Origin of the sequence: Pseudomonas sp. UMAB-08 (assembly GCF_900095225.1) — a bacterium.
In the GTDB taxonomy this organism is placed as follows: domain Bacteria; phylum Pseudomonadota; class Gammaproteobacteria; order Pseudomonadales; family Pseudomonadaceae; genus Aquipseudomonas.
In genome coordinates this window covers 458,755-485,109 of sequence record NZ_LT607414.1, presented here as the reverse complement: position 1 = coordinate 485,109, position 26,355 = coordinate 458,755, and the positions used below count along the sequence as shown (strand labels likewise).

At 56.6% G+C, this 26,355-nt stretch carries 22 protein-coding genes; 13 read left to right on the top strand and 9 right to left on the bottom strand.

Going from position 1 to position 26,355, the window contains the following annotated elements:
* Nucleotides 1–86: 86 nt before the first annotated feature.
* The 4 genes from K0F75_RS02110 to K0F75_RS02095 all read right to left on the bottom strand — a co-directional run bounded on the left by K0F75_RS02110 (nt 87) and on the right by K0F75_RS02095 (nt 5,061).
* Nucleotides 87–1,607 carry an MFS transporter gene (locus tag K0F75_RS02110; protein ID WP_201021257.1) on the bottom strand — a complete coding sequence of 507 codons (1,521 nt, stop codon included), beginning with the start codon at nt 1,605–1,607 and terminating at the stop codon, nt 87–89.
* An 11-nt stretch (nt 1,608–1,618) separates the two neighbouring features.
* On the bottom strand, nt 1,619–2,809 hold the full coding sequence (locus K0F75_RS02105) for an efflux RND transporter periplasmic adaptor subunit (protein WP_219060103.1): 1,191 nt from the start codon (nt 2,807–2,809) through the stop codon (nt 1,619–1,621).
* Complete coding sequence (locus K0F75_RS02100) at nt 2,806–4,314, bottom strand: efflux transporter outer membrane subunit (RefSeq protein ID WP_219060102.1); 1,509 nt, start codon at nt 4,312–4,314, stop codon at nt 2,806–2,808. Before K0F75_RS02100 ends, K0F75_RS02105 begins: the two co-directional genes overlap by 4 nt.
* Before the next feature lie 126 nt (nt 4,315–4,440).
* A complete protein-coding gene (locus K0F75_RS02095; RefSeq protein ID WP_219060101.1) occupies nt 4,441–5,061 on the bottom strand; it encodes a TetR/AcrR family transcriptional regulator in 621 nt (206 codons plus the stop codon).
* 449 nt (nt 5,062–5,510) lie between these two features.
* On the opposite strand from K0F75_RS02095, the gene K0F75_RS02090 reads away from it, so the two are divergent.
* Complete coding sequence (locus K0F75_RS02090; protein ID WP_219060100.1) at nt 5,511–5,738, top strand: hypothetical protein; 228 nt, start codon at nt 5,511–5,513, stop codon at nt 5,736–5,738.
* On the opposite strand, the gene K0F75_RS02085 is transcribed toward K0F75_RS02090, so the two are convergent.
* Nucleotides 5,702–5,947: a DUF2790 domain-containing protein gene (locus K0F75_RS02085; RefSeq protein ID WP_219060099.1), complete on the bottom strand. Its 246-nt coding sequence runs from the start codon at nt 5,945–5,947 to the stop codon at nt 5,702–5,704. The two genes, K0F75_RS02090 and K0F75_RS02085, sit on opposite strands and share 37 nt — an antisense overlap.
* 121 nt (nt 5,948–6,068) lie before the next feature.
* On the opposite strand from K0F75_RS02085, the gene K0F75_RS02080 reads away from it, so the two are divergent.
* The 4 genes from K0F75_RS02080 (at nt 6,069) to K0F75_RS02065 (ending at nt 11,017) form a co-directional block, all read left to right on the top strand.
* Nucleotides 6,069–7,001, top strand: coding sequence for a LysR family transcriptional regulator (locus K0F75_RS02080; RefSeq protein ID WP_219060098.1), 933 nt, complete (start codon nt 6,069–6,071; stop codon nt 6,999–7,001).
* 206 nt (nt 7,002–7,207) lie between these two features.
* On the top strand, nt 7,208–8,584 hold the full coding sequence (locus K0F75_RS02075) for an L-serine ammonia-lyase (protein WP_219060097.1): 1,377 nt from the start codon (nt 7,208–7,210) through the stop codon (nt 8,582–8,584).
* A 28-nt stretch (nt 8,585–8,612) separates the two neighbouring features.
* Nucleotides 8,613–9,584 carry a GlxA family transcriptional regulator gene (locus K0F75_RS02070; protein WP_219060096.1) on the top strand — a complete coding sequence of 324 codons (972 nt, stop codon included), beginning with the start codon at nt 8,613–8,615 and terminating at the stop codon, nt 9,582–9,584.
* Nucleotides 9,585–9,805: 221 nt separating this feature from the next.
* Nucleotides 9,806–11,017, top strand: coding sequence for a M24 family metallopeptidase (locus tag K0F75_RS02065; protein WP_219060095.1), 1,212 nt, complete (start codon nt 9,806–9,808; stop codon nt 11,015–11,017).
* Between the two features lie 88 nt (nt 11,018–11,105).
* Here the strand turns inward: K0F75_RS02065 and K0F75_RS02060 are convergent, their stop codons facing one another.
* The 3 genes from K0F75_RS02060 to K0F75_RS02050 form a co-directional block, all read right to left on the bottom strand.
* Nucleotides 11,106–12,122, bottom strand: a complete 1,017-nt coding sequence (locus tag K0F75_RS02060) for a GlxA family transcriptional regulator (protein WP_219060094.1) — start codon at nt 12,120–12,122, stop codon at nt 11,106–11,108.
* Between the two features lie 317 nt (nt 12,123–12,439).
* Complete coding sequence (gabP, locus tag K0F75_RS02055; protein ID WP_219060093.1) at nt 12,440–13,834, bottom strand: GABA permease; 1,395 nt, start codon at nt 13,832–13,834, stop codon at nt 12,440–12,442.
* Between the two features lie 78 nt (nt 13,835–13,912).
* Complete coding sequence (locus K0F75_RS02050) at nt 13,913–14,695, bottom strand: creatininase (RefSeq protein ID WP_219060092.1); 783 nt, start codon at nt 14,693–14,695, stop codon at nt 13,913–13,915.
* Between the two features lie 424 nt (nt 14,696–15,119).
* Between K0F75_RS02050 and K0F75_RS02045 the strand changes: the two genes are divergently transcribed.
* Genes K0F75_RS02045 through K0F75_RS02030 form a run of 4 tightly spaced genes read left to right on the top strand, consistent with a single transcriptional unit; the run spans nt 15,120 to nt 19,123 of the window.
* On the top strand, nt 15,120–16,247 hold the full coding sequence (locus K0F75_RS02045; protein ID WP_219060091.1) for an extracellular solute-binding protein: 1,128 nt from the start codon (nt 15,120–15,122) through the stop codon (nt 16,245–16,247).
* Between the two features lie 23 nt (nt 16,248–16,270).
* Complete coding sequence (locus tag K0F75_RS02040) at nt 16,271–17,200, top strand: ABC transporter permease (RefSeq protein WP_219060090.1); 930 nt, start codon at nt 16,271–16,273, stop codon at nt 17,198–17,200.
* Complete coding sequence (locus K0F75_RS02035; RefSeq protein ID WP_219060089.1) at nt 17,197–17,994, top strand: ABC transporter permease; 798 nt, start codon at nt 17,197–17,199, stop codon at nt 17,992–17,994. The genes K0F75_RS02040 and K0F75_RS02035 overlap by 4 nt, the downstream gene beginning before the upstream one ends.
* 40 nt (nt 17,995–18,034) lie before the next feature.
* Nucleotides 18,035–19,123 carry an ABC transporter ATP-binding protein gene (locus tag K0F75_RS02030; RefSeq protein ID WP_219060088.1) on the top strand — a complete coding sequence of 363 codons (1,089 nt, stop codon included), beginning with the start codon at nt 18,035–18,037 and terminating at the stop codon, nt 19,121–19,123.
* 229 nt (nt 19,124–19,352) lie between these two features.
* Here K0F75_RS02030 and K0F75_RS02025 read toward each other — a convergent pair whose 3' ends face one another.
* Nucleotides 19,353–20,279, bottom strand: coding sequence for a LysR family transcriptional regulator (locus K0F75_RS02025; protein WP_219060087.1), 927 nt, complete (start codon nt 20,277–20,279; stop codon nt 19,353–19,355).
* 1,100 nt (nt 20,280–21,379) lie between these two features.
* Between K0F75_RS02025 and K0F75_RS02020 the strand changes: the two genes are divergently transcribed.
* The 4 genes from K0F75_RS02020 to K0F75_RS02005 all read left to right on the top strand — a co-directional run bounded on the left by K0F75_RS02020 (nt 21,380) and on the right by K0F75_RS02005 (nt 26,351).
* Nucleotides 21,380–22,720 (top strand): carbohydrate porin, encoded by a 1,341-nt coding sequence (locus K0F75_RS02020; RefSeq protein WP_257604234.1) that lies wholly within the window; start codon nt 21,380–21,382, stop codon nt 22,718–22,720.
* A gap of 69 nt (nt 22,721–22,789) precedes the next feature.
* The gene (locus K0F75_RS02015; protein WP_219060086.1) at nt 22,790–23,323 is read left to right on the top strand and encodes a sorbitol dehydrogenase family protein; all 534 of its coding nucleotides are present in this window, start codon (nt 22,790–22,792) and stop codon (nt 23,321–23,323) included.
* On the top strand, nt 23,316–24,962 hold the full coding sequence (locus K0F75_RS02010) for a GMC family oxidoreductase (RefSeq protein ID WP_219060085.1): 1,647 nt from the start codon (nt 23,316–23,318) through the stop codon (nt 24,960–24,962). Before K0F75_RS02015 ends, K0F75_RS02010 begins: the two co-directional genes overlap by 8 nt.
* 6 nt (nt 24,963–24,968) lie before the next feature.
* The gene (locus K0F75_RS02005) at nt 24,969–26,351 is read left to right on the top strand and encodes a cytochrome c (protein WP_219060084.1); all 1,383 of its coding nucleotides are present in this window, start codon (nt 24,969–24,971) and stop codon (nt 26,349–26,351) included.
* The last annotated feature ends 4 nt before the right edge of the window (nt 26,352–26,355 follow it).

The following is a 26,355-nucleotide window of genomic DNA, read 5'->3' as shown; positions in this document are numbered from 1 at the left end:
CGACACCCTTGCGCCAAGCGGTACTGGATCAAGCTAACAATTGCTCTTTAGGTTTGCTTATGCACGCTCAAGCGCTGGAGCTTCATTTACTTGAAGGTCTTTTGCAGCATGGAAATGATCAGTGCAATGGCGGCGACTACGATGACAGCCCAAAAGTATTCCATGCTTGCGACCAGGGTTGATTGTTGGTGCAAGGATTGTGCAAGCGTCGACACTGAAATCTGACTGGCTGGGCCCGCGCCTACGGCAGGGGTGAGTGCTTGAGTCAGCATCTGAGTCTGTTCCAGATAGAGCGGATCGCCTGAGCTGAAATGCCCGTTGAGGTTGTTGTATTGCAGGGTGGTGCGCCATTGCAGAAACAGGGTGGCAACGGTGGTGCCGAGTGCCATGGCAATCTGCGCCAGCATACTTTTGATCTGATAGGCATGGGCGAACAGCGTGTCATGGTGTGTCACGTCACGAAATGTCTGCATGGCCGCCGTGGCGAGCACCAGCATCACGAAGCACCCGTTAAGCACCAGCGCAGGCAAGATGTTCGACCACATATTGGCGTCGGGCGTCAGGGATGACAGCAGCATGCCAAAACTGATCAGGGCAACGAATCCGGCCACGAAAAATTTCTTGGGAGCCGGGTACTTTGGAATGACGATGGCCATGACGATCCATGTCAACAGCGCACCAGCCAAGCCGAAGGCCTGGAACGTACCGATGGTGTCCCAGGAATACCCCAGCGCCGTTTGCAGGAAGTACGGCAAAATGTAGTTGTTGCTGCCTAGCACAATGTAGGTGAAGCAGAACAACGCCACCCCGAGGATGTAGCGAGACTGCATCAAGTCCTTGACCTTAAGGAAGGGCGCCTCTTTACCGTGTTCGGCGTGGAAGAAGATATACACGCCCAGGGCGGCCAGCAGCGCGAAGGCGAGGAGGATGAACGTCTCATTGTAAAAGTCGTAGTAGGAGCGCTGGAGCACATACAGCAGGAAGAAAGTACTGACGGATAACAACAGGATGTTCGCCGGGCTGGAGGGCGTCTGGTCATCTTCATGAATCGGTGTGTTGGGTAAAAAGCGAGTGCAGAGCACGGCCGCCGCCGACGCACCGGCGATCAGTAGCCAGAAGATCGCGTGCCACGTGTCCTCGACCACCACCAGTGATGAAAGAAAGGGCGCCGCTGCCGTACCGCTGGCCAGCCCCGTGGCGAATACTTTTACCCCGACGAAACGCCCGGGACCCGGCGGGAGCAGGTTGACCATCAGGCGCGCCGAGGTCATGAACGATGCGCCGCCCAGCGCCATGACCACGCGGCCGGCGGTGAAGGTGGTGAGGTCACTGCTGACGCCGCACACAAAAGCCCCCAACACGTAAATGCTGATGGAGCCCAGCATGAAGTTGCGCCAGCCGAGCCGTTCCACCAACCAGCGCTGTTTTGAGATAACCACCACTGCGATACACGCATAGAGCGCTGCAATCAGGGTGAATTCTTCAGGGCTGGCGTCAATCTCACCGCGGATGGGGGCGGAGGCAAAGGCGATCATGCCTGCCTGCAGATACTCCAATGCGCACAGCAGCCCTACGGTGATCAACAAGGCGGCGTTTTTCCGGTACATGAGCTACCCCGTCAAGGTTTCAGATGCTTGGCATATTGGCCACGGTCATCGTTGGCGCTGATCACTTGCTCCACGACGTCATTGGCGTCCTTAAGCTCATTTTCAAAGACGTTGGTGCTGTAGGCCGGTTGCGCGGGCGTCTTTTTATTGAGCACCTGGCCACTGGTGTCGGTGGTATCTACGGACACGTGCATGGAGAGTCCGAGGCGCAGCGGGTTGGCGGCGATTTCCTCGGGTTGCAGGGCGATTCGCACTGGCACGCGCTGGGTCACCTTGATCCAGTTCCCCGTGGCGTTTTGGGCGGGCATCAAGGAAAACGCACTGCCGGTACCGGCATCCAGGCCCACGATGGTGCCGTGAAAAACCACTTTGCGGCCGTAGGCATCGGCACGCAGCACCACGGGTTGGCCGATCCGCAAATCCTGGATCTGCGACTCCTTGAAGTTAGCGTTCACCCACACTTGATCAAGCGGAACCACCGACATCAGCGCTACGCCCGGATTGATGCGCTGGCCTACTTGTACGCTGCGTTTGGTGATCAGGCCGGTAACCGGCGAGTAGATTTGCGTGCGATGCAGGGAAATAAAGGCATCGCGTAAATTGGCCGCAGCCACCAGCACGTCGGGATGGGTGCGCAGCGTCGTATTGTCGACCATAGCCAAGCGAACGGCCAGTGCATGCTGGGTGCCGTCGAGGCCTGCGAGGGCGTTTTTGAGGACTTCCTCGGCATGGCTGATCTCTTCACGGGAGACAGCGCCGCTGGCGGCAAGTTGACTGCGCCTGCGGACGTCGTCCTGGGCCTTGCGCACGTCGTTCTGTCGTTGGCTGACCTCCGCTTCCAGTTGCTGCACCTGGTAATACTGGGTCCGCGCCTGACGCACGGCGCGGGCCAGGTTGGACTGGGTGCGTTGGTACTGGATCTCGGCATCAACGGCGTTGAGCGTGACCAGAGGTGCATGGGCATCGATATGGTCGGTGTTATCGCCGCTGATCACCGTCACGGTGCCGCTGACTTGGGAGGTCACCTGAACGATGTTGCCGTCCACATAGGCATCGTCGGTAGATTCGGTACCAAGTCCCAACAGGTGCCAGATTCCCAAGGTGGCCATTAACAGCACAATGCCGAGGATCAGCAACAACTGCGGACGATAGGACGCTTTGGGTTGAGCGGGATGGACGGGGGAGGGTGTTTGGGTGGTCATGATTTATCAGCTACGGTTGGGAGTGCAGGGGCGGTGGTGGAGAGCTCGGGGCGATAGCCGCCGCCCAGCGCCCGGCTCAAGTTGGCTTGCAGAGAAAGCGCACGGGACTGCAGCGTGACCAATTGACTTTTCTGGGTCAGTGTCGCGTTCTCGGTGGCCAGCACTTGCAGGTACGTTGCCAGCCCCGAGCCATAGCGCAGGTTGACTAAATCGGCCGCGGCCTGGGCTGTGTTGACCGCTTCAGTCTGTTGTACCAGGCGCTCTTTCAACCAACGCAGCGAAGACAATTGATCCGCAATGTCACGTAGCGCGTCGATGACGGTCTGGTTGTAGTTTTCAACGGCGAGGTCGTAAGCCGCATCCTGAGCATCCAGATTGCCGCGCAAGCGCCCACCCTCGAAGATGGGCAGGCTGATCGCCGGCGAAAAACCTAGAATTCGACTGCTGTGGTCGTTGAAGGTGTCGAACGCGAGGCTTTGCAGGCCAATAAAGGACGTGAGGTTCACGTTTGGGTAAAACCGGGCTTTGGCCACATCAATCTCATGCCCCGATGCCTCTACGCGCCAGCGTTGAGCGACCACGTCGGGACGGTGCCCGACCAACTCAGCAGGAATATTACTGGGTAGCGCGATGGTGCTGGTTGCCTGCATGTGGGGGCGGGCAATCGAGCGTCCACGATCAGGCCCCTTGCCGAGCAAAGAGGCGAGCTTGTTCTGGTTAAGCTCAATCACTTCTTTGAGGCCCGCAATATTGGCCCGGCTGGCGGGCAGCGAGGCTTGGGCTTGCTTTATGTCGATCTGCGTGCCCAATTCGGCGGTAAAGCGCTGCTGCGTCAGCTGTTCGATGTGCACTTGCTGGTCGAGTAACGCTTGAGCAACGTCCAGTTGCTCATAAGTGTCCTGCAAGGCGATGTAGGTTTGCACGATGGACGCCGATAGCATCAGCGCTGCTGCGCGGCTGTCGACCTCAAGCGCATGTCGGCGCCCCACGGCGGCTTCAACTGCCGAGCGATTCTTACCCCAGAAATCCAGTTCGTACCCGACATTTAGTGTCGCCTGGTTGACGTTTTGCCAGGTGCCTTTCACGGGCGCGGGCGTGGTGCCGTTAGCACTGAAGCGTTCGCGGGTGGTACTTGCCGTCGCGTCAATTCGAGGCAACAGCGAGGCACTTTCGATGGCCTCCAGGGCGCCAGCCTGGTGCACACGAGCGGCGGCGGAGCGCAGTGTCGGACTATCCGCGAGCGCCTCTTCGACCAATGTGTTGAGCTGCGCATCGTTGAAGCTGGTCCACCAGGTTTCGGTTGGCCAAGCGGCAGGCGATAACGTGATGCCGCTATTGGCCAAGGTTTCACCGGCATCCCCGGGTGAGAGCATTCTGGACTGGGACTTCAAGTCGCTGAAAGAGCAACCGGCAAGCAGGATCAGCAGGACAGCGACTGACGCTTGGGCGGCAAAGGGGCGTCTGGATCGCACGTCCGTAAACCCCTCATTTTTTCGACTGTTCATGAACGGTATTCTCTGGCCTAAAGACTGATGTGCAGCAACGAAAGGTGACCGGTTGGAAGCGCGATGAAGCTAATAAAAACTATCAGTGTCGTTAGGGGCAAAAAAAAGATTCAGGTACCCAACCGACTATCGAACTCTCAAGCCTTTGACGATCAACGCCACCGAATGGTCGATGTCGTCAAGATTCTCCAGGTTTGCGGTGACCAGATGCAGCCAGGACATGCCGGTGAGCATAGACACGGCAACCTCCACCGCAGGACCGTCGACAATTTCCCCTGTGCTCACTGCTCTGGCGAATATCTTGCGCAAAGTACGTTCGCGACGCGGTAGAAATTCTTCTCGGAATTCCGCAATGGCCTTTGAATCCAACTGAATTTCAATGAAGACACTGCGAAGGGTTTCGCCGGCGCTTGAAGACCGCCACCAACTCCAAAGCGAGCGCAAATGTTCAATCAAATCCTGTTCCAGATTCCCGGTGTCGGGGGAGGTGACGAAAGTCAACGCTGCGCGCTCGTAAACATCCCTCAACAAAGCGCCTTTGCTGCGCCACCACCGATAGATGGTCGGCTTGCTTGACCCGGCGCGCTCGACAAGTGCATCCATGGTGAACGCCCGATACCCTTGCTCTTCAAGAATAGCGGCGGCCGCTTCCAGGATGGCCTCGGTGCTTTGCGGGCTGCGCACCGCGCCAATCGAGGATCGGCTACGTGGTTTGGCAGGCGTGGACTTGGTGGTCTTTTGGGTCATGGGCTTGGCGATGCTCGAAATCGGCTGTTCAGTGCTTTGCGAATTCTATAGAAACTGACAGTGTTTATACAATAGCATTTTCCAGGGGCAACGTAGTTAGCTGATGGTCGGAGGGGCTGCTTGCCGGTGGCTTGGGCATTTGCCGGAGCTCCGGCTTAGTGCTGAGAAAGAATGGTCTCGAGCAATCCTGGGAAGCGACAGCCAAGCACGCGTCTAGCTGGTACCGCCTGCGAGTTAGGCGTTGACGGCTGTTAGCTTGAACTGCTCTGAGTATTTACTCATAAAAAACACCCCGATCATGGCCCGTGACGCCACCTCCGCACAAAACGGATAGATATCTGCACGGGTCGGATATTGCATTTTGTTTTTCCTCCATAGCCTCACATGGCCTCAAAAAAACGATGGACTTATCGTCTGCCGTTCTTAAAAAATAATGAGAGACGGATGCCATGCGCAATATCGGCGTACATGAGGTTATCGAAAAACTGGCTGATCTTCTGTCATACCTGAACGCCGCTGTGATCGGCATGGAGGCTCATAGGGCACGTAAAGTCTGGGCAGGTTTGCTGTTGATGGTTGCAGGCGTGGGCGCTGTGGTGTTGGCCTGGGGTGATAGTGGGCGCCTGCTGCCCGGGTTTCATCAAACGTTGCCCGAGCAGCCGCCCATTACCTTATAAACCAGGCGATGGGTTTCACCTTGGTGATCGACATAAATCATGGTCGCGGGCACTACTTCGCAGGCACCTGCCGTTGGTGTGACCGATATCACCTCGGCGATATCGGGCGGCTGCGCGGGGTTGTACTGAGTCGCCGGGATTTGTTCGTTGCCGGCCGCCATGGCCGAGGTCGCGATTACTGCCAGAAATAGACCGATCAACGTTTTCATTTTTCTTTTCTCCGTGGTGATCCTGATGCCTAAAGTCTATTCCTCGCCTGCTATGGATAAAGAGGTGTTCGCTTGATGCAGCGTTACATGAAACGCAACAGTCGGCGCGCCGGGAGGACTTATGGACCTGTTCAATAGCGTGCGGGTGTTCGTCCGCGTGGTGGACAGCGGCAGTTTTACCGCAGCAGCGCAGGCGCTCGACTTATCGACTGCGCAAGTCTCGCGGTTGGTGGCGGACCTGGAGCAGCATGTGCAAGCCCGCCTTCTGCAACGCACCACACGGCGACTGGTATTGACCGAAGCCGGGGAGCGTTTTCTGTTACGTGGCCGGCAGATTCTCGAGGAAATGAAAGAGGCCACGGCTGAAGCCCGCGGCGCCCATCTCAAGCCCAGTGGTCGGCTCCGCGTACACAGCATGAACGGCCTGGGCGTACTGATCACGCCGCTGATCGCTCGGTATGGAGAGCTCTACCCCGACGTGCTCTTCGAGCTGACCCTTTCACATCGCAATCCAGACCCGCTGGAAGAAGGCTACGATGTGGTCATCTCGATTGCCCAGGAATTAGCCGATACACAATTTGTCGCACAGGCCATCGGTCAGATCTACAGCGTGCCTTGTGCCTCCAGGGATTACCTGGAGCGCCACGGCGTACCCGGCAACCCTTTGGATCTGAATGAGCATCGCTGCCTGCGAATGCTCGAACCTTTGTACAGTGATGAATGGGTATTTCACGACGAGCAGGGCGAGCATCGTGTCATCCCCGGCAAGACCTTTCAGAGCAATGTCGCCGAGTCCATGGTCAAAGCCTCTGAGGCTGGCATGGGCATCAGTCTGCTGCCGTTTTATACCGCTACCCGTCCGGTGAGTGAGGGCAAGTTGCTGCGCCTGCTGGCGGCTTATCGTCTACGGGAGCGCACTGTCTATGCGCTCTACCCATCACGGCGCTTTCTCGATGCCAAAGTCAGAACCTGGGTTGATTTTCTCAAGGCTGAGTTGCCCAGGCTATTCGCGGAGCATGAGGCTGTTTTGAAAGATCCACGGCATTGGGCCTGATGTATTTAAAGAGCAGTTGAGTGTGATGACCAGATCCGCGTCCGGTCTGTTGCGCCCAGCCCGCAACTCGGCGCGCGTAGATATCCAGCTCGCAAGTGGTAGTGGTGAACACTTTGGAGTCGATATCTGACACGTCTGGATGATCCCTGACGCAGACAATTCGGTTAGTTCTTAATAACCTTGAAAGTGGTGCGCGGAGATCAACAATGGCTATCAGTGTTTTTGACTTGTTCAAAATTGGAGTCGGCCCCTCCAGTTCCCATACCGTCGGCCCGATGCGTGCCGGAGCTCTTTTTGTCGAAGCCTTGCGCGAGCGGGAAATGCTGGCGCGGGTGCAGCGCATCGAGGTGCGGTTGTATGGTTCGCTGTCGGCCACCGGTATTGGTCATGGCACGGATAAAGCGGTGATCATGGGGTTGATGGGGGAATGGCCAAACAAGGTCGACCCGCTACAGATCGAGCCACGGCTGATGGCTCTGCGTGAGACGCAATGCCTGCTGCTGGCCGGTCAATACCGTGTGCCTTTTGTATGGCAGCGGGACATGCGCCTACTGGATGAGAACCTGCCTTACCATCCCAACGCCATGACGTTGAGTGCGTTTGCCGAGGATCATCTGCTGTTGTGCGAAACCTACTACTCCATCGGGGGTGGCTTTGTCATCGACCAGCAACAGGCAGAGAGTGGCCAACTCGATAAAGATCTGACCGAACTGCCCTATGACTTCAGTACAGCGGCACAGTTGTTGAGCCAGTGCAACGCCCATGGGCTGCGCATTTCCCAACTGATGTTGGCGAACGAGCGGGCATGGCGTAGCGAAGAAGACATCCGCCAGGGGCTGGCGCAGATCTGGCAAGCCATGCGCACCTGTGTAGACAGCGGGCTCAAGCACGAAGGCGTATTACCTGGCGGATTGAATGTGCAGCGCCGTGCGGCGCGCCTACACCGCAGTCTGCTGGAAATCGGCAAGCCGAATGTCATCGGTTCGACCTTGAGCGCCATGGAATGGGTGAACCTGTTCGCCCTGGCGGTCAACGAAGAGAATGCCGCCGGCGGGCGCATGGTCACCGCACCCACGAACGGAGCTGCGGGGATCATCCCGGCGGTGTTGCAGTACTACATGAAGTTCTGCCCCGAGGCCAAGGACAGCGACGTGGTGGACTATTTTCTCGCCGCGGCTGCCGTAGGCATTCTGTGTAAACGCAATGCGTCGATCTCGGGGGCGGAGGTCGGTTGTCAGGGCGAGGTCGGTTCAGCCTGTGCGATGGCCGCGGCCGGCCTGGCGGAAATCCTGGGAGCCAGTCCCGAACAAGTGGAAAACGCGGCGGAAATCGGCCTGGAACACAACCTCGGGCTGACCTGCGACCCTGTCGGCGGATTGGTGCAGGTGCCGTGCATCGAGCGCAACGCAATCGCAGCGGTGAAAGCGATCAATGCCGCACAAATGGCCTTGCGCGGTGACGGCACGCATTTCATCTCTCTGGACCGGGTCATTCGCACCATGCGCGATACAGGTGCCGACATGCATGACAAATATAAAGAGACCTCTCGTGGCGGGCTGGCGGTCAGTTCCATCGAGTGCTGAGCCACCTTGGCCAAAGGGAGAGCGGGACATGCTGCAACTGACCGAATCTGGCGGGCCACAACTGCCAGCGCTGCGTATTGGTTTCTGGTTGATGGAAGCCTTCGATTTGTATGCCCTGGCCAATGCGCTGGAGCCCTTGCGCCTGGCTAACCAGTTGGCTGGGCGCAATGTTTGCCAGTGGCAAATTCTCAGTCTGGAGGGCCAACAACTGAACGCCAGCAACGGGATAGCTACCGCCACTGCGCGACTGGATCAGGCACAAACGCTCGATGTGTTAATCCTCTGTGGTGGCGAGAACCTGCACACTTGCACGGATCATCCGGACTTTCGGCAGCAGCTGTGCCACTGGGCCATGCAGCCAATCAGTCTCGGTGCATTTGGCAAGGCCGGTTGGCTGCTGGCGCAGATAGGTGCACTGGACGCTTTCCGCTGCAGCCTGCCGGAATCTGATCCATTGCTGTCGTTGGGTCCCTTCAATGATTTGACCCCTGTGACCGCCCCGTTCTGCATTGACCGCCAACGTCTGACCTGCGTCGGCCCGCAGGCCGTTCAAGGGTTGATGCACGAACTGCTTGCCCGGACCCACGGCCGCGGTCTGATACTGCGTATGGAAAAACATTCAGCACGCCAGGCCAGACCTCTACAACCCATGCATAACGCCCCGGCAAAACTTCAAGCGACGCTGGCATTAATGAACGAGCACTTGACCCGAACACTGGGAATCGACGAATTGGCCGTGACCATGGGCATTTCTCGGCGGCATCTGGAGCGGCTGTTCAAACACCGTCTGGGTTGTTCGCCCTCTAGACACTACCTGGACCTGCGTTTGCAACAGGCGCGTCAGTTATTGCGGGCCGGTGAACAGCCCATGTCGGATGTCGCGCGGGAGTGCGGATTCGTCTCGTTGCAGCATTTCTTTCGTTGCTATCGTCAGTACTTCGGCGTACACCCTCGCGACGAACGGACACCCCCGCAACCGTCTTGCTCACTGACCGCCTGACCCCTTTGCCAATGCCCCCGCCAAGCGGCTTTCATCGCGCTTTTCGGGGGCATTTTGGTCTTTGTCTGATGGCCCTGAGGGTCACTTTCGGAAACAGCGGATATGACCAATTACAGGTCGGATTCGCGCAAAAAATCTCACTTTGCATCTGTTCGAATGATCTCCAGCGGCCCGCCAGAGTGGCGCCCTCTGTCGCTCAATCACTGACAAGGATAAATGACATGCAAATGCCCAAAACCATCCAGATCAAGAACGGCGAAAAAGTGACACCAACGTTCTCAGCCCAGGAATACGCCAATCGCCAGGCCAAATTACGGGCGTACCTGGCGCAGAACAATATCGACGCGGCAGTGTTCACGTCCTATCACAACATCAACTACTACAGCGATTTTCTGTACTGCTCCTTCGGTCGTCAGTACGCGCTGGTTGTGACTCAGGACAGCGCCGTGACCATCAGTGCCAACATCGATGGTGGTCAGCCATGGCGCCGTACCATGGGCACTGAAAACATCGTGTACACCGACTGGCAGCGCGACAACTATTTCGTCGCAATCCAGCAAGCCTTGCCCAAGGCCGGGCGTATCGGCATTGAGTTCGACCATCTGAATGTGCTCAACCGCGACAAACTTGCCAGCCGCTACCCGCAGGCTGAGTTGGTGGATATCGGCGCACCCTGCATGCGCATGCGCATGATCAAGTCCGCCGAAGAACACGCGATCATCCGCCATGGTGCCCGTGTAGCGGACATCGGCGGTGCCGCCATCGTCGAAGCCTTGCGTGATCAGGTTCCAGAATATGAGGTGGCCCTGCACGCCACTCAGGCGATGGTGCGCGAAATTGCCCGCACTTTCCCGAACTCCGAACTGATGGACACCTGGACCTGGTTCCAGTCCGGCATCAACACCGATGGCGCACATAACCCGGTGACGTCACGCAAGGTCAACAAGGGTGACATCCTCAGCCTTAATTGCTTTCCGATGATCGCCGGTTACTACACTGCACTGGAACGTACATTGTTCCTGGACCACTGCTCCGACGAGCATCTGCGCTTGTGGGAAGTTAACGTCAAAGTGCACGAGGCCGGTCTGAAACTGATCAAGCCGGGCGTGCGTTGCTGCGATATCGCCCTGCAACTGAACGAGATCTTCCTGGAACACGATCTGCTGCAATACCGCACCTTCGGCTACGGTCACTCCTTCGGCACGCTGAGCCACTACTACGGCCGCGAAGCCGGGCTGGAGCTGCGCGAAGACATCGACACCGTGCTGGAACCGGGGATGGTGGTCTCCATTGAACCGATGATCATGCTGCCTGAAGGCCTTCCGGGTGCAGGCGGCTATCGTGAACACGACATACTGATCGTCAACGAACAGGGTGGCGAAAACATCACCAAATTCCCGTATGGCCCGGAACACAACATCATCAAGAAGTGAGATCACGCGCCGCACAGTGAACCTGTGCGGCGCTTCTCTTTGACGAGTGGCATCGACCTTCTGCACCGGCAAGACGTGCTCTTACGCGTTAATGCAAGGAAGCCACTTGTTTACGTTCACCGATGGGCGATACACCGAAAAAGCGGCTGTAGCACTTGGAGAAATGCGCAGGTGAAACAAAGCCGCAGGCGAGGGCGATATCGCGTACTTGCGACTCGCTGCGTAGCAGTAATTGCCGCGCCCGTGAAAGGCGCAATTCCAGGTAGTACTGACTTGGCGTACGTTGCAGGTGCTTGTGAAACAGGCGTTCCAGTTGCCGCACCGACACTTCGTTCAGCCGCGCGAGTTCCTCAAGGCCCACCGGCTCCTCGAGATTGGCTTCCATGATCGCCACCATCTGACTGAGCTTGGGTTGGGAGGTGCCCAGTTTTTGCCGCAATGGCACACGCTGTTGCTCCTGCGCGCCACGTACCCGATCACACAGCAGCAACTCGGCCGCATGGGCCGCGATGTCCCGACCACCTGGTTCGCGGGCAATCAACTGCAGTGTCATGTCCATGGACGCCACGCCACCGGAGCAGGTATAGCGATCCCGATCCAGCTCGAACAGCTGGTTGGAAATGATGATCCCTGGAAAACGCTCCTTCAACGCTTCGATGTCTTCCCAGTGAATCGTGCAGCGATAACCCTTGAGCAAATCAGCGCGAGCCAACAAGTGGCTGCCGGTGCAAATCCCGCCTAGCGCCACCTGATCATGGGCCAGCTTACGTAGCCAATTGAGTAACGGTCGGCTGCTGTGATTGGAGACGATCGGGTTTGATCCGACAACGAACAGAATATCCAGTTTTGGCGCATCGGTAATGGAGTAGTCGGGCAGGATGCGCATGCCGTTGCTGGCTGTGACCGGCTCTGTGTTGGCTGCGATGATAACCGTGCGGAACATAGGTTGGCGCGCTGCCAGATTGGCCATGCGCAAGGTTTCCACGGCAGAGGCGAAGCCGATAGTAGTGAAGTTCGGTATGACCAGAAAACCTACGATCTTCACTGGCCGTTGTTCATTAGCCGAACGTCCCGCAGCAGGGGGCACCGCCTGGAGTTTCGCCATCTTTACCGCTCCTCAACTGTATAAGTGACGCGCTCTTCGGCACGCTGCCGGCTTTGGCGACATCATCTAGTTTTTATGATTATTAACCCTGCTTTCAGGTTTCTGGATCTTACACCGAGTGTTCGATCAATAGACCATAACGAAATGAATTTGCATGCAAGATGTGATTGAGATTGGATCCGACTAAATGGCCGAAGGGAAGCGTACAAAACGTAGGGAGGGAGAAAGAAAAAAACGGCCAGCTCTGTGGTGGAGAGCGGGCCGCAAAGAGGTGAGCGAGGATGAATGTTCGTATGCGACGTTATGTGGATATAGAGTTAAGCATTCTCTGTTTGAGCCATCTCAACGTTTTGCAATGTCTTCTTCTTGGCGTTGAAGATTGCGGCCATACAAACGATGGACAGTGCGAGCGCACCCGTAGCAATAACTTCCATGCGGTGCTCTGGCAAAATAAGCATGACGATCAGGATACTCAGGATGCAGAAAATAACCAGGTAGCTGAGCCAAGGATAAAACCACATTTTGAATGCGATAGGCTGTCCCGAAGCATTCATTTTTTTGCGAAGTATCAATTGAGAAATAGCAATGGCCAGATAGACCAATAGGGCAACAGCTCCAGAGCTGGCCAGGAGGAAGGAGAATACTTCGTTGGGCGCAAAATAGTTAAGCGCTGTGGTCAGGAAACCAACCGCTGTGCTGGCTAGCACCGCAACATAGGGCACCCCTGAAGACGAAGTTTTCTGCAGTACTTGAGGGCCATCCCCGCGTGTGCTCAGCGAGTAGACCATACGTGACGCCGTATAGATGGCTGAGTTAAGGCAGCTGGCTACCGCAATCAGTACAACGATATCTACAATCATCTTCGCGTGTGGAATATTCATCAACTCAAGCGCTCTCTGATAAGAACCGACTTCCATAAGCATGGGGTCGTTCCACGGGACGATGGAGATAATGAGGAACACCGATACAATATAGAAAATCCCCATTCGCCAGACGACGGAGTTTGTCGCGCGGGTTATCTGTTTGGAGGGGTTCTGAGATTCGGCCGCTGCAATGGTGACGATTTCTGTTCCCATGAAGCTGAACACTGTGGTGAGCATTGCACCGATAACGGCGGTCATGCCATTGGGCATGAAGCCACCAAACTCTTTGCTTAATTGAACGACACCACGCACCGTCGTATCAGGTAATGCGCCAGCCAGGGCAAGCGCGCCAAGCGCGATAAAGCCCAGTACTGCAATGACTTTGAGCATGGCGAACCAGAATTCAAACTCCCCATAACGAGCGACACTGAACAGGTTCGTTAACGTCAGCAGACCGGTTACCGCTATCGCAAACTCCCACGTTTGTATGGCGGGAAACCAGGCGTGCAAAATAGCGGCTGCTGCAATGGCTTCGATAGGAATGACCAACACCCAGAACCACCAGTACAGCCAGCCGATGGTAAAGCCCGCGCCGCGTCCCATCGCACGCTCGGCATAGGTCGAAAATGATCCTGTATCGGGCGAGGCTACGGCCATTTCTCCAAGCATGCGCATGACCAGAACGACCAAAGTGCCGGAAAATATGTAAGCCAGAATCGTTGCTGGACCCGCGGAGGCGATAGCGTGTCCTGAGCCGATGAACAGGCCGGCACCGATGGCGCCGGCAATTGAAAGCATGGTGACGTGACGCTGCTTGAGGCCTGGGGCCAACGTGGAGCTGCTGGACATGATATTTACCCTTTTTATTCTATTTGGGACGGTGAAGGGTTAGCTGTCGTTTGTTATTTGTGCACGTCCGTGAGCTCTTTATGTTTCCAAATCAAAAGCCTCTCGCACGGCGGCACTAATGCCTGAGACACACACTTCAAGAATCAGCTCACCTTTCTCTCGACTGGAACCTTTAGGGGATGACAGTGTTCCACACGCCGGTGTGCGCTCAGGAATGATGGGAAAGACGTCATAAGGCGGGAAGCTCGCTGGGGGATGGTCGACTGCGCGACTCAGATCGACCTTGTCAGGGTGAAGGGCCAGCATCAAAGAGGTTTCGAAAATACCGCCATGTTCTATGTCCCAGCCGAGGAACCCATCGGGATACAGCTTTTCGATCACGGCGGGCTCGTTGATGAAGTCCCAATAGGACAGCACGACAACTTTGAAGTCACTGATGCCACCGTAGCGAAGTTCTCGAAGTGCAAGGTCTATGCCCTCGACAATGAACATCGAGTTTTCATAGTGACCATTCATCATCACCAGTTTGCGTGCACCATGGCGTGCAAGTTCTCTGATGATGTCCTGCACGGTATGGGTCAGAGTGGCCCCATCGAGACTGGTCGTTCCAGGAAAGTGGTTGCCGCCTCCTGATTTCTGCTGAGACTTGTAGCCATAGGCCAGTGCAGGCAAAACCAGGCCGCTGACATTTTTTGCGACCGCCTTACATATCGCGGTAGGTAGCAGAACATCGACCTCCATGCACATGTGATGTCCATGCTGTTCCAATGCGCCAACGGGCAGAAAGATAGGGCAGCCGGTAGCGACCTTCTCTGCATACTCTGGCCAGGTGAGTTCTCCAATAACGACGCTGTTGTTCATCTACACACCCTTTGAAAGTGATTGAACTGTTGGCGGTTTTTAACCGGTGGTTGGGGGCGTTCGCCTATTGTCTGACCGACCCTTTGGATTGCAGGAATCGAAGGTGGCGCATAGAGCGATTCGATCAGATCGGGAAGGGGGCGATTTGTCCAAATCCGACCCGTAAATGACAAAACATCCTCTAATTTGGCATTTCTGGCTGGGGGAAGGCTTTCCGGGTTTTTCGCTTTTCGGTGAAAGGGGGGCGATGGGTCGGATCTGACAAACTTCAGGTCGGACGCGTACAAAAATGGGTGATGGCGACCTGCTGCAATGCATGCAGCCAGCTAATGATGCGTGTGGTTGGCAGCGACAGTAAGCAGGAGGCAAGCGCAAAAGGATGAAACGGACACGGGCAACTTTCCATCACCCAGGAGAGACAATAATGAAAAATCGCGTCGACCTTTCACGCCGTACATTCCTCAAGACCACCAGCATCCTGGCAGGCACTGCAGCGCTATCTGGGTTCCTGCCTTTGAGAAGCTTTGCTGCATCGGAAAAAGAACTGGTCATCCTGGCATGGGCCGGACACGCAGAGCCGGACATAGTCGCTGATTTTGAGCGCAAGTATGGGGTCAAAGTCCGGGCCAAGTACTACACCGGTGGGGACAACATGCTGGGGCTGATCTCGCAATCCCCGCCCGGTACCTTCGATCTGATCCTGTCCGACGCCGAATATGTGCAGCAACTCAATGCTGCCGAATACATTGAAGAGCTCGACCCCGCGGACTATCCCTTTGACGACTTCTACCCTGAGTTCCAGCACTTCCCTGGGCACTGGCAGGGTGACAAGCTCTATTCTGTCCTTATCCGCTTTGGCTTTCTGGGCATCGCTTACAACACCCAGCTCATTCCCGAAGCCAAGGTGCGCAGCTATGACATGTTCTGGGACGAAAGCCTCAAGGGCAAGGTTGGGCACTTCGACTGGCACTTGCCGAATCTGGGGCAGATCAGTCTGCTGAACGGCAATGCGCGCCCTTACGACATCGACACCGCGCACTGGCAAAGCGTCAAACAGAAGATGATGAGCCTGCGCCCACAGATCGGTGGATTCTTCGATTACGGCGGAACCTTTTCTTCGCTGAAGAACGGTCAGATCCATGCAATGTGCGGTATCGGCGACTGGATCACCGGGGTCCTGCAGCGCGCCGGCGCACCGGTGAAAACCGTGCTGCCGGAGGAGGGCGGGTTGCAATGGACGGAGTCCTACTGCATCGCCAGGAAAGCACACAGTCCGGAGCTGGCGAAGAAGTTCATCCAATACATCACATCGCCGGAAGGCCAGGTCAAGTCGGCGAAGATGGCCGCTTATCCAGCCCTCATCCCGAGCAAAAAAGGTTGGGAACTGCTGAACCAGACCGATCCCGCCGAAGCGAAGCGTCAAGGCATGGTGCTCGGCCAGCGTAACGTCATGAATGACATCAGGGATGGTCGCATCAAGTACCGCGAGCTCCCGATCCAGCAGAGCCTGGAGGAGTGGAACGACTTCTGGTCCGAATACAAGGGCGCTTGATGAGGCACTCGGAGGTGGTCGCAATGATGTTACAAAAGTTAAGGAATTCGCCGCCAGGGTATGCCGAAAGTAGTGCGGCGAAGCCGTTGGCGCGACGGTGCGGGGGCAAGAGGACATTCCGCTTGCCCTGGTACGGCTTCACGTTCGCGATGCCGATCCTGATCTGGCAGTTGATCTTCTTCATATTCCCGCTGGCGTTTCTGGTGGCCATCAGCTTCTGGACCGTGCGCAACTTCCGGATGGTGCCGACGTTCGAGTGGCTGAACTGGAGCTACATGCTCAGCCGCGGGTTCTTCTGGGACGCTTACGTCCACACCCTTGCAATGGCTGCGGGCGCCACCGTGCTGGTCAGCATGGTGGCCTTTCCCTGCGCCTATACGATCGCCTTCAAGTTCCGCGAGTCGGCAAAGCAGTTGCTGGTGCTGCTGCTGATTACACCGTTCTTCACCAGCTATCTGGTGCGCACCTATTCATGGCAGGTGTTCCTCAGCGATAACGGCATCTTTAACGCCGCACTCGGTCAACTCGGGCGAGAGCCGTTTGCAATGCTGAACACAGCGTTTGGCACCTATGTCGGCTATTTCACGCTGTGCCTGCCACTGGTGGTGTTGCTGCAACTGTTCAGCCTGATGTACATCGATCGCTCGTTGATCGAGGCGGCGCACAACCTCGGCTGCGGACGACTGCGAACGGTGTTGCTGGTGGTGGTACCGTCGGCGCGGATCGGCATCGTCGTTGCAGCGCTGTTCTGCTTCATCCTGACCTTCGGCGACTTCGTCAGCCCGCTCTATCTGGGCGGTGGTCAGCCGCCGACCTTGAGCACCCTAATCACTGACACCACCAAGTCCGGTCAACAATGGCCACGCGCGGCGGTGATCGCAACGATGATGATCGTGACGCTACTCATCACCGCCTTCGGTGCGGTTCGCTTTGCTTACCGGAGGCGCGCATGAACGAGCATCGCTTGATTAACTTCTTGCTGCGCAGCTTTGTCGTACTGGTGTTCATCTTCATTTTTACGCCAATCGCCGGCAGCTTCGTGTTCTCGTTCAACATCGACCGTTTCCCATCCTTGCCGCTGGGCGGCTTCAGTCTGCACTGGTATGAGGTGATCGCCGCCGACCCGGCAGTTTGGCAGGCATTCAGGAACAGCCTCACTGTGGGAGTGGTCGTGTCGCTGGTATCGACCTTGCTCGGATTCACTGCGGCCTACACAGACTTCCGCTACCAGTTCTTCGGCAAGTCGATATACATGGCGCTCGCGCTGCTGCCGCCAACCATTCCGGTCGTGATCATGGGGCTGGCGATGCTGGCTTTCCTGTCCCGAGTCGGGCTTTCCGGCGAGATCTATGCGGTGATGATCAGCCACATCGTAATGTGTGCGCCGTTCGCGATGGCGGTGATCCGGATGCGGTTGGCGCAGATGGATCCGAACATCGAGGCGGCGGCATGGAACCTCGGTGCCAGCCAATGGAAGGCCATGCGCTATGTGATCCTGCCGTTCTCGGCGCCCAGCATCTTCGCCGCGCTGTTTGTGACCATGGCCGTTTCTTTCGACGAGTTCGCGGTCGCCTGGTTCGTGTCGGGGCTCAACGAGACGGTGCCGGTGCGCATCCTTAACACGTTACAAGGGCAGGTGAGCCCGACCATCAATGCAATCGGGACAATCGTCTTCATCACGACCATGACCTTGGTAATCCTTGCACAGTTGCTGCTGATGCGGCGCAAGAAGCCGGCGAGCGTCTGACGCTGCCCTGACAAACACCTGAACCCGAAGGATTTCAGCCATGACTCAACCGCTGGTGGTATTTGACAACGTGGTCAAGCATTTCGGCAGTTACCTCGCCGTCGAACGTATGAACCTGGAGATTTACAAGGGCGAGTTCGTCGCGATCATGGGATCGAGCGGCTGCGGCAAGACTACGACGTTGCGCATGCTCGCGGGCCTCGACAAGCCGAGCGAAGGCGAGATTCGCCTCAACGGCGAGCGGATCAATGACCTCTACTCCTGGGAGCGGGAGACGCCGCTGGTCTGGCAAAACCTGGCGCTGTTCCCGTTTCTCAATGTGGTCGAGAACGTCGAGTTCGGTCTGCGGATGCGTGGCATGGCCAAGGCCGAGCGGCGCAAGAAAGCGCTGCACTGGCTTGAGCGCCTTGGGCTGGAGGAGTTCGCCGCACGCGACATCAGCCTGCTCTCCGGCGGCCAGCGCCAGCGCGTGGCGCTGGCACGTTCGTTGGTTACCGAACCGCCCATCCTGCTCCTCGACGAGCCGTTAAGCGCTCTCGATGCTCATCTCAGCGTGCGTATGCAGGGCGTGCTGACCGGCCTCCAAAAAGACCTTGGCATCACCTTCGTCTACGTCACGCACAGTCAATCCGAAGCCTTTGCGATGGCCGATCGCGTTGTGATCATGAGTCGGGGCCGGGTTGAACAGATCGGCTCGCCGCAGGAGGTCTTCCTCGAGCCACACAACCGCTTCGTCGCCGAGTTCGTTGGCGGCAAGAACATCCTTTGCGGCACTGTCGTCGGCTTCGACGAGGAGGGGTTGGTCCGTCTTGATTCCGAGCACGGTGACTTTCTGGCGCGGCTGCCGGACGGTAAGTCAGTCGTCCCCGGCGAGCGAGTCACTGTCTGCGTGAGCGCCGAGCATATCGATCTGACCGCGCAGCCTGGCCAGCGCAACCGGCTGGCCTGCACCGTGGTCGGTGAAGAGTTTATCGGTTCGATGGTAAACATCTACCTCGAAGCCAGCGGTGGGCTCGAGCTGCAGGTGCAGAAACCGCACGCCGATTACAACCTGCTCGGCGTACAGAACGGGCAAAAAATCTTCGCCGAATGGGACGGTGCGCGTGCGCTGATTCTGCGCGGTGACTGAGCGTCAGATCTCAAGCTGTTGGCGAGATCAATGAGCAAGAGCGTTTTTATAGGTGGGCTGACCTGGGTGGACCGGTCTAGCCCACGCGGATTGTCGCCGATGTACTAGACATAATAAATGACACTGACGGGGCGGATTTGCTGCGCACTCAACATGCGCGCCACAACGTTGTCGACACGGTTGCTTCGACTTTCACGCTTCCCTGCTTGGTAGTGGTCTGGAATGGGGCTCATAACGTGTCAAAGAGGACTGGGTTTGCAGCCTGTTGGATAAAATCACGCATCCAGATCACTGCTGGGTCAAAATGATTACGTGGATGCCAAGCCAATTGCAGGGTGAAGCAGGGGGCCGCGAAAGGCAGTTCGTAGAGCTCTAAGTCATCGCCAAATTGAATAAAATGTCCGGCTGGCAATGTGCAGACGTAGTCACTGTTGCGCAGCAAATGAGGGATCAGCGACAGTTGCGGCAGCGTCATGACCACCCGACGTCGACGCACCAGATTGGCCAGATATTCGTCCATGTAGCGTTGTGGGCTGCCTGAAGCGCTGGAAATCAATAAGTGTTCGAGATTGCAATAGGTATCCAAATCCAAGGCAGCGGTGCCGCGCGGATGGCCCTTGCGCTGCGCCATGACAAACCCCCCCTCATACAGCGTTCGCGCCTTCATGCTGCTGGGTATCATCCGATCTAAATCAATGAGCATATCGACTTCACCGCGTTCAAGTTCAGTTGCGATATGGTCAGGCCGTGGTCGCTGGATTTTTATTTGTAGTTTGTGCGGACCGAGCGTTTGTAGAAGCCCTACCAGCTTCATGCCGACGGCCAACATTGCATCTTCACCCATGGCGATGCTGAATTCACGGCTGTCTTTGTAGGGGTCGAAGGTCGGCTGAAAATTGATGACTTTTTCCAGTCCGTTGAGTGCTGCGCTCAACGGCAGCGCTAATGTTAATGCCAAGGCGCTAGGGGTCATGCCTCGACCGTTTTCAGCGGCTAATAGCAAGGGATCGCCGAACACCGTCCGCAGTCGCCCCAGTTGTGCTGACATGGCCGGTTGGCTGATATTCAGGCGTTGTGCGGCGCGGGTCACGTTGCGTTCCTGCAGCAATATCTCCAAAGAAACAAGGAGGTTCAAATCGATCTGAGACAAGTCCATATAGATACCTACGTCTATCAGAGAGGCAACTAGCCGCGAGCGGCTACCTGCAGGCTATGAATCAACCTATTTAACCAGATTATATGACCTATATCTGTTATTGATTTGATCTATCGCTATCAGTGAATTAACTTGGCGGCATCAGCTAGGTCGCAACGCGTTGTGCGGCACATCAACGCGATAGACGCGGGGACGCCAAGGTTCGCACCGAGGCGACCATCGTCGCGCCAGACGTCGTGGATTGTAGCCAGACAACAGGACGGAAAACTTCCGGGAGAGCGCTATTGCTCACCTCCTTTTAACCCGGTCGGGAACATTTTAGGAAAGCCCCCTAAACTATTCTCTGCAGAAAAGAACGCGTTTAACACTTTGAGGAGTACCGATATGAGGCACTTGCTAATAGCGGGTGGAATGTTTGTAGTTGCCGCTTCATTCAATATGCAGGCGACTGCCGCTGGGGACTTGTGCGCAGCGAACTTGCAAAGTCTTCACGATCAACAGGTCAGCACCGCCCAAACCCACGCGGTGGTCAAGACGCTGGTAGAGAGAACAATCGCGGACGCAAAGGCTGCTCAGGCCCAGGGTGATAACAAAAAATGTATAAGCATTACCAGGGCGGCGTTGACGAAGCTAAGAAATTATAATAAGTAACACCTTACACGATTATTCGTTTTGCAAGCGCCAATGTGCTGCCTCACACATTAAGCTCCTTATGCCGGTGAGGCCACTGCCTCAGAGGCTCGCTGTCTCCTGTTCAAAATATCCTCCCCTTGGGATTCCAGATGGATCGAGTCGGCTTTTCCGCGGCGCGGTCACCTATGAAACTAGTTATCACTGGGCATAGACATCCGGAAGTCTGTTTTTTTACGGATATTAGTGCGCGCTATTCAAGGCGGAATGTTCGCGACAATCTAACAGCGCATTTAGCGTTGTGCGCTAAACCATTGAACCTAAAACAGTATCAATAGCGAGTGATCGCGCCAGGCGTGCTATCACCTTTAAGTCGATAACTAAATGCTTAGCAAGCTAATCAACTGTCGTGCTAATGAGTTTTCCAACTAATCTTTCTAACCACCTTTCGCCACGAGGAGAGCTGATACATGAGCCCCAGAGTGTTTGTTAGCAGTTGCTTTTTTATGGGGTGCGTCAGTTGTGCCGCTCATGCCGATGAAGAGATGTTTTCTGCTTCTTCCCGATGGATGACCGGCGACTGGGGCGGGCTTCGTACAGAGCTACTCGATAAAGGCTACGACTTCCAACTCAGTTATCAGTCAGAAAGCGCTGCCAACCTCAGTGGCGGTTATGATCACGATCATACGGCACGCTACACCGACCAGTTCAATATTGGCGGAGCCCTTGACCTGCAAAAGATCCTGGGGTTGCCCGCCGCGAATCTGCAACTGCAGATCACTGAGCGCAGTGGTCGGGACCTGACCAATGATCGGCTGGCGGACCCGCGTACGGGGACGATTGGCTCTTCCGTGCAAGAAAACTATGGGCGCGGCCAGACCTGGCGGATCACGGTCCTGGCCTATCAGCAGAAGTTTTTCGATGACGTGCTCGACATCAAAGCGGGTCGGTTGCCAATAGGCAGTGATTTTGACTCGACCGGCTGCGTGTTCCAGAACAACTCGATGTGTGGCGGGCTGGTCGGTCACGCGTCTACCGTGTGGTTCAACTCGCCAGTCGGGCAGTGGGGCGGTCGGATCAAAGTCAACATGACGCCGCAGGTCTATGCCCAGGTCGGCGCGTACGAGTACAACCCGACGCTGCTGGATAGCAACAATGGCTTTAAGTTGAACACCTCGGGTCAGGAAGGTATGACCTATGTCGGGGAACTGGGCTGGACACCTTCGCTGGGCGCTGAAGGGATGGCAGGCAAGTACATGTTTGGCGGGTATTGGAACTCTGCCGACGCTAACGACGTGCTCAAAGATAACAACGGTATCGACAAGCAACTCTCCGGTAATCCTGCCGATGTACATGATGGCCGTTACGGTTGGTACGCCTACGCGCGGCAACAAGTCACTACAGTCGACGGTGATGCCAAACGTGGCTTAAGTCTGTTCGCGCATTACTCAGGGTACGACAAGGACAGCAGCACGCTGGACTGGCAGGCCCAGGTTGGGGCTATTTATGCGGGTCCATTTGATGCTCGCCCTCAGGACTCTCTGGCCATCGGCTTCAGTGAGCTGCATGTCAATCCGGCACTGACAAAGAACCAACGCGTGCATAACCAGGTCAACAATCTCGTTGACTATGCTAACCCTGCCTATCAGCCAATCCAGCACGCGGAATACGCGGCTGAAATTCACTACGACTTCAAACTGACAAACTGGCTAATGGTACGACCTAACCTGCAATACCTGGCCAATCCAGGAGGTGTGTACGAGGTAGACAATGCTTTCGTCGCCGGTTTGACCGTCAACACCGTTTTCTAAAAGGCCACAAGCCCAACCGAATTGTGGGGGCTTTCGACCCTTCAATGACCTGTTATCGCAGGAAAAGACATGAATAACCTGAACACGATAAAGAGCTCCAATGCGATGAAGCCCACCCGGCGGACCCTGCTCAAGAGCCTGGTGACTGCTTATACTGCGTCATTGATTCCCTGGGCGCTTGCCGAACCTGTAGACAGCGCCGACCAAGGTGCGTTTGTCGCCATGTCGGCGATTATCGCCGGGCGCCAGACCCTCGACAGTGAGCTGGCGAAAAATCTGTACCGGGCACTGCTTGCCGACGATCCGAACTTCGCCAGTGGCGTCAAAGACCTGCTGGCGCTGGTCAACGAACGCAAGATCGATCCCCTTCAGCTACAAAAAATACTCGATGACGAAAAGTCGCCATTAGCAGTTGTTCCGCGAAAAATCGCCACTGCCTGGTTCATGGGCGTCGTGGGCAGTGGTGAGCATGCGCGCTGTCTTGCTTACGAAAATGCCCTGAACGCTGTGATTGTCGCTGATGTGCTCAAGCCGCCGACCTATGCCTATGGTCCTTATGGCAGCTGGGCAAAAAAACCAAATGAAGAGGTGCCAAATGTCTGACCAGCTATCGGCTGATATTGTCGTTATCGGTTCGGGGATCTGCGGATCGCTGGCGGCGTTGAAATTGGTGAAGCAGGGCGTATCTGTTCTGATTCTCGAAGCTGGCGGGCCGATTGAACGCGGCCGGATAGTTGCGGCGTTCCGCAACTCCACGCGCAAAAGCGATTGGATGTCACCTTATACCTGCTCGGAATGGGCGCCACATCCAGTCTACAAGCCTGTCGATAACGGCTATCTGGTGCAGGCCGGGCCCTATCCGTATCCGGCGGAATACATTCGTGGTGTCGGTGGCACGACGTGGCACTGGGCGGCCCAGGCCTGGCGCGTGGTACCGGGCGATATGCGCATCCACAGCCTGTATGGCGTGGGCGTCGACTGGCCGCTGACGTATGAGGAACTCGACCCTTTCTATCAGGAAGCGGAAGAGATCTGGGGCGTCTCGGGCGCGGAAAATACCGGTTCGCCGCGCAGCAAGCCGTTTCCGATGGAGCCCGTCACCGAGCCCTACGCCATGCGTCGCATTCGTGAGCGGCTTGCCCCGACCTACGCGGTGGTGGGTAATACAACCGCACGCAACAGTCGCAGTTACGACGGCCGACCTGCCTGTTGTGGCAACAACAGTTGCCAGCCGATTTGCCCGATTGACGCGCAATACCATGGCGGCATCGCGATTCAATCAGCGGTGGATGCAGGCGTCAAAATGCAGATCAATGCGGTGGTTTACCGTATCGAGCATGACGACAGTGGCAAGATCGTAGCGGTCCATTATTTCGACCCGGATAAAAAGTCCCATCGAGTCACCGGCAAGACCTTTATCCTCGCCGCCAATGGTATCGAGAGTCCCAAGCTGTTGCTGCTGTCTGCCAGCGACAAATACCCCAATGGCCTCGCCAACAGTTCCGGCATGGTCGGCCGCAACCTGATGGACCACCCGAGCACCTCGGTCACCTTTGACGCCGATGAGGAGTTGTGGCTGGGCCGTGGGCCACAGAGTCCCAGCTCGATCAACACCATGCGCGACGGTGCCTTTCGCAAAGAACACGCACCTTACCGCCTGGACTTCACCAATATTTCGCGAGTCAACAGCGCTACCGATTCGTTGATCGCCAACGGCGTTTATGGTCCAGAGTTCGAGAAACAACTGCGTCACCGCGCCGCGTTCGAAATGAGCCTCAAAGACGTTCTAGAGGTGTTGCCAAACCCGGAAAACCGCATCACCCTCAGCTCGCAGAAAGATGCGTTGGGCATTCCAAAACCGCAGGCGCATTACGCCATCGACGACTACACCCGGCGTGGCGCGCAGGCCTCGCACAAGGATTTTGCGCGCATCGTCGAACTCATGGGCGGTACCAATGTGCGCTACAGCGCAGAGGGTAGTTTCGCCAATAACCAGCACATCACCGGCACCATGCGCATGGGGAATGACCCCAAAACTTCGGTGTGTGACAGCTTCGGTCGAACCCACGATCATGAAAACCTGTTCATCTGCAGCACCGGTGTGATGCCTACCGCGGCAACCATGAACTCGACATTGACGGGCGTGGCCCTGGCGCTACGGACCGCGCATCACATACTGCCCGATCGCATCATTGCTCGCGTATCGCCCTTCGGCTCATCGATCGAACACGTGCGAGGCTGACCTTCAATGAACTGGAAAAAACACCTCATCGGCCATCTGGTTATCCTGGCCACCAGTATCGTCACGCTGCACGCCAATGCTTCGACTCCTGACAACGAGTTGATCCAGCGCGGTAAATACCTTTCTACTGCCGGCGATTGTGTGGCCTGCCACAGCGTACCCGGAGGCAAGCCCTTTGCTGGTGGGCTGGCATTGCCAACACCGATTGGCGAGATCATCGCCACCAACATCACCCCCTCGAAAACGGTCGGTATCGGCAATTACACCCTGGAACAATTCAGTGACGCGTTGCGCAAAGGCATCCGCGCTGATGGCAAGCATCTGTATCCCGCCATGCCGTATACCTCATACGCCAAGGTCAGTGATGACGACGTGAAGGCGATGTACGCCTACTTCATGAACGATGTCGCCGCCGTGGAGACTGCACCGAAGCCGACCCAGCTACCCTTTCCGTTCAACATTCGCTTATCGATGGCCGGCTGGAATCTGCTGTTCCTCGATAGCCAGCCCTACAAGGCCGACCCTGCGCAAAGCACTGAATGGAATCGGGGCGCCTACCTGACTCAAGGCCTGACCCACTGCAGCGCCTGCCATTCGCCACGCAACCTGATGATGGCCGAGGTGGCCTCGAAGGAACTGGCGGGTGGTGACGTCGGGACGTGGCACGCGCCCAATATCACATCAGACCTCAACAGCGGGGTTGGCGGTTGGGATACCGAGGAGTTGATCAAATACCTGAAGACGGGCGAGAGTCTGGGTAAGGGCCAAGCGGCCGGGCCGATGGCTGAAGCGGTCGACCATAGCCTGCAGTACCTCACCGACGCTGATCTGAAAGCTATCGCGGTTTACATCAAAAGCGTTCCTGCGCAGCGTGAAGCTGCGGACAGTAAGCCGGTTTATGCCCTGGGTCAGAAAACCGATGAACTGAGCAGCCTGCGTGGCGTTGCATTGCCTGCCGATCCGAGCAAGATGACCGGTGCGCAAATCTACGATGGCTACTGCGGTACTTGCCACCAGGCCCAGGGCCAAGGCAGTTTCGACGGTGGCTTGCCTTCTTTGTCGCACAACACGGCGGTCGGTCGTAGCAACACCCATAACCTGGTGATGGTCATCCTCGAAGGGATTCATCGTAAAAGCGATGGCTCGGATGTGAGGATGCCCGGTTTCGCCAGGGAATTGACTGACCATCAGATCGCGACGCTGGCCAATTACCTGACCCAACACTACGGCAATCCCGGCGCCAAGGTCAGCGTGGATCAAGTCGAACAGCAACGTGCTGGCGGGGCGAAATCCCATCTGGCGGCCTTGGCCCAGGGGGCCATTGTTGTGGGTGTTATTGTCCTTCTCGTGCTGGTTTTCTGGCTGATCCGTCGTCGACGCCGTGCTTAATAAG

Excerpts from the sequence above, each read along its gene's own strand:
- K0F75_RS02050 (WP_219060092.1), bottom strand. The coding sequence starts at position 14,695 with ATGAACAACAGCGTCGTTATTGGAGAACTCACCTGGCCAGAGTATGCA.
- K0F75_RS02035 (WP_219060089.1), top strand. The coding sequence starts at position 17,197 with ATGAACGAGCATCGCTTGATTAACTTCTTGCTGCGCAGCTTTGTCGTA.
- K0F75_RS02085 (WP_219060099.1), bottom strand. The coding sequence starts at position 5,947 with ATGAAAACGTTGATCGGTCTATTTCTGGCAGTAATCGCGACCTCGGCC.
- K0F75_RS02105 (WP_219060103.1), bottom strand. The coding sequence starts at position 2,809 with ATGACCACCCAAACACCCTCCCCCGTCCATCCCGCTCAACCCAAAGCG.
- K0F75_RS02015 (WP_219060086.1), top strand. The coding sequence starts at position 22,790 with ATGAATAACCTGAACACGATAAAGAGCTCCAATGCGATGAAGCCCACC.
- K0F75_RS02010 (WP_219060085.1), top strand. The coding sequence starts at position 23,316 with ATGTCTGACCAGCTATCGGCTGATATTGTCGTTATCGGTTCGGGGATC.
- K0F75_RS02040 (WP_219060090.1), top strand. The coding sequence starts at position 16,271 with ATGATGTTACAAAAGTTAAGGAATTCGCCGCCAGGGTATGCCGAAAGT.
- K0F75_RS02005 (WP_219060084.1), top strand. The coding sequence starts at position 24,969 with ATGAACTGGAAAAAACACCTCATCGGCCATCTGGTTATCCTGGCCACC.
- K0F75_RS02080 (WP_219060098.1), top strand. The coding sequence starts at position 6,069 with ATGGACCTGTTCAATAGCGTGCGGGTGTTCGTCCGCGTGGTGGACAGC.
- K0F75_RS02045 (WP_219060091.1), top strand. The coding sequence starts at position 15,120 with ATGAAAAATCGCGTCGACCTTTCACGCCGTACATTCCTCAAGACCACC.
- K0F75_RS02065 (WP_219060095.1), top strand. The coding sequence starts at position 9,806 with ATGCAAATGCCCAAAACCATCCAGATCAAGAACGGCGAAAAAGTGACA.
- K0F75_RS02075 (WP_219060097.1), top strand. The coding sequence starts at position 7,208 with ATGGCTATCAGTGTTTTTGACTTGTTCAAAATTGGAGTCGGCCCCTCC.
- K0F75_RS02030 (WP_219060088.1), top strand. The coding sequence starts at position 18,035 with ATGACTCAACCGCTGGTGGTATTTGACAACGTGGTCAAGCATTTCGGC.
- gabP (WP_219060093.1), bottom strand. The coding sequence starts at position 13,834 with ATGTCCAGCAGCTCCACGTTGGCCCCAGGCCTCAAGCAGCGTCACGTC.
- K0F75_RS02070 (WP_219060096.1), top strand. The coding sequence starts at position 8,613 with ATGCTGCAACTGACCGAATCTGGCGGGCCACAACTGCCAGCGCTGCGT.
- K0F75_RS02060 (WP_219060094.1), bottom strand. The coding sequence starts at position 12,122 with ATGGCGAAACTCCAGGCGGTGCCCCCTGCTGCGGGACGTTCGGCTAAT.
- K0F75_RS02110 (WP_201021257.1), bottom strand. The coding sequence starts at position 1,607 with ATGTACCGGAAAAACGCCGCCTTGTTGATCACCGTAGGGCTGCTGTGC.
- K0F75_RS02090 (WP_219060100.1), top strand. The coding sequence starts at position 5,511 with ATGCGCAATATCGGCGTACATGAGGTTATCGAAAAACTGGCTGATCTT.
- K0F75_RS02025 (WP_219060087.1), bottom strand. The coding sequence starts at position 20,279 with ATGGACTTGTCTCAGATCGATTTGAACCTCCTTGTTTCTTTGGAGATA.
- K0F75_RS02095 (WP_219060101.1), bottom strand. The coding sequence starts at position 5,061 with ATGACCCAAAAGACCACCAAGTCCACGCCTGCCAAACCACGTAGCCGA.
- K0F75_RS02020 (WP_257604234.1), top strand. The coding sequence starts at position 21,380 with ATGAGCCCCAGAGTGTTTGTTAGCAGTTGCTTTTTTATGGGGTGCGTC.
- K0F75_RS02100 (WP_219060102.1), bottom strand. The coding sequence starts at position 4,314 with ATGAACAGTCGAAAAAATGAGGGGTTTACGGACGTGCGATCCAGACGC.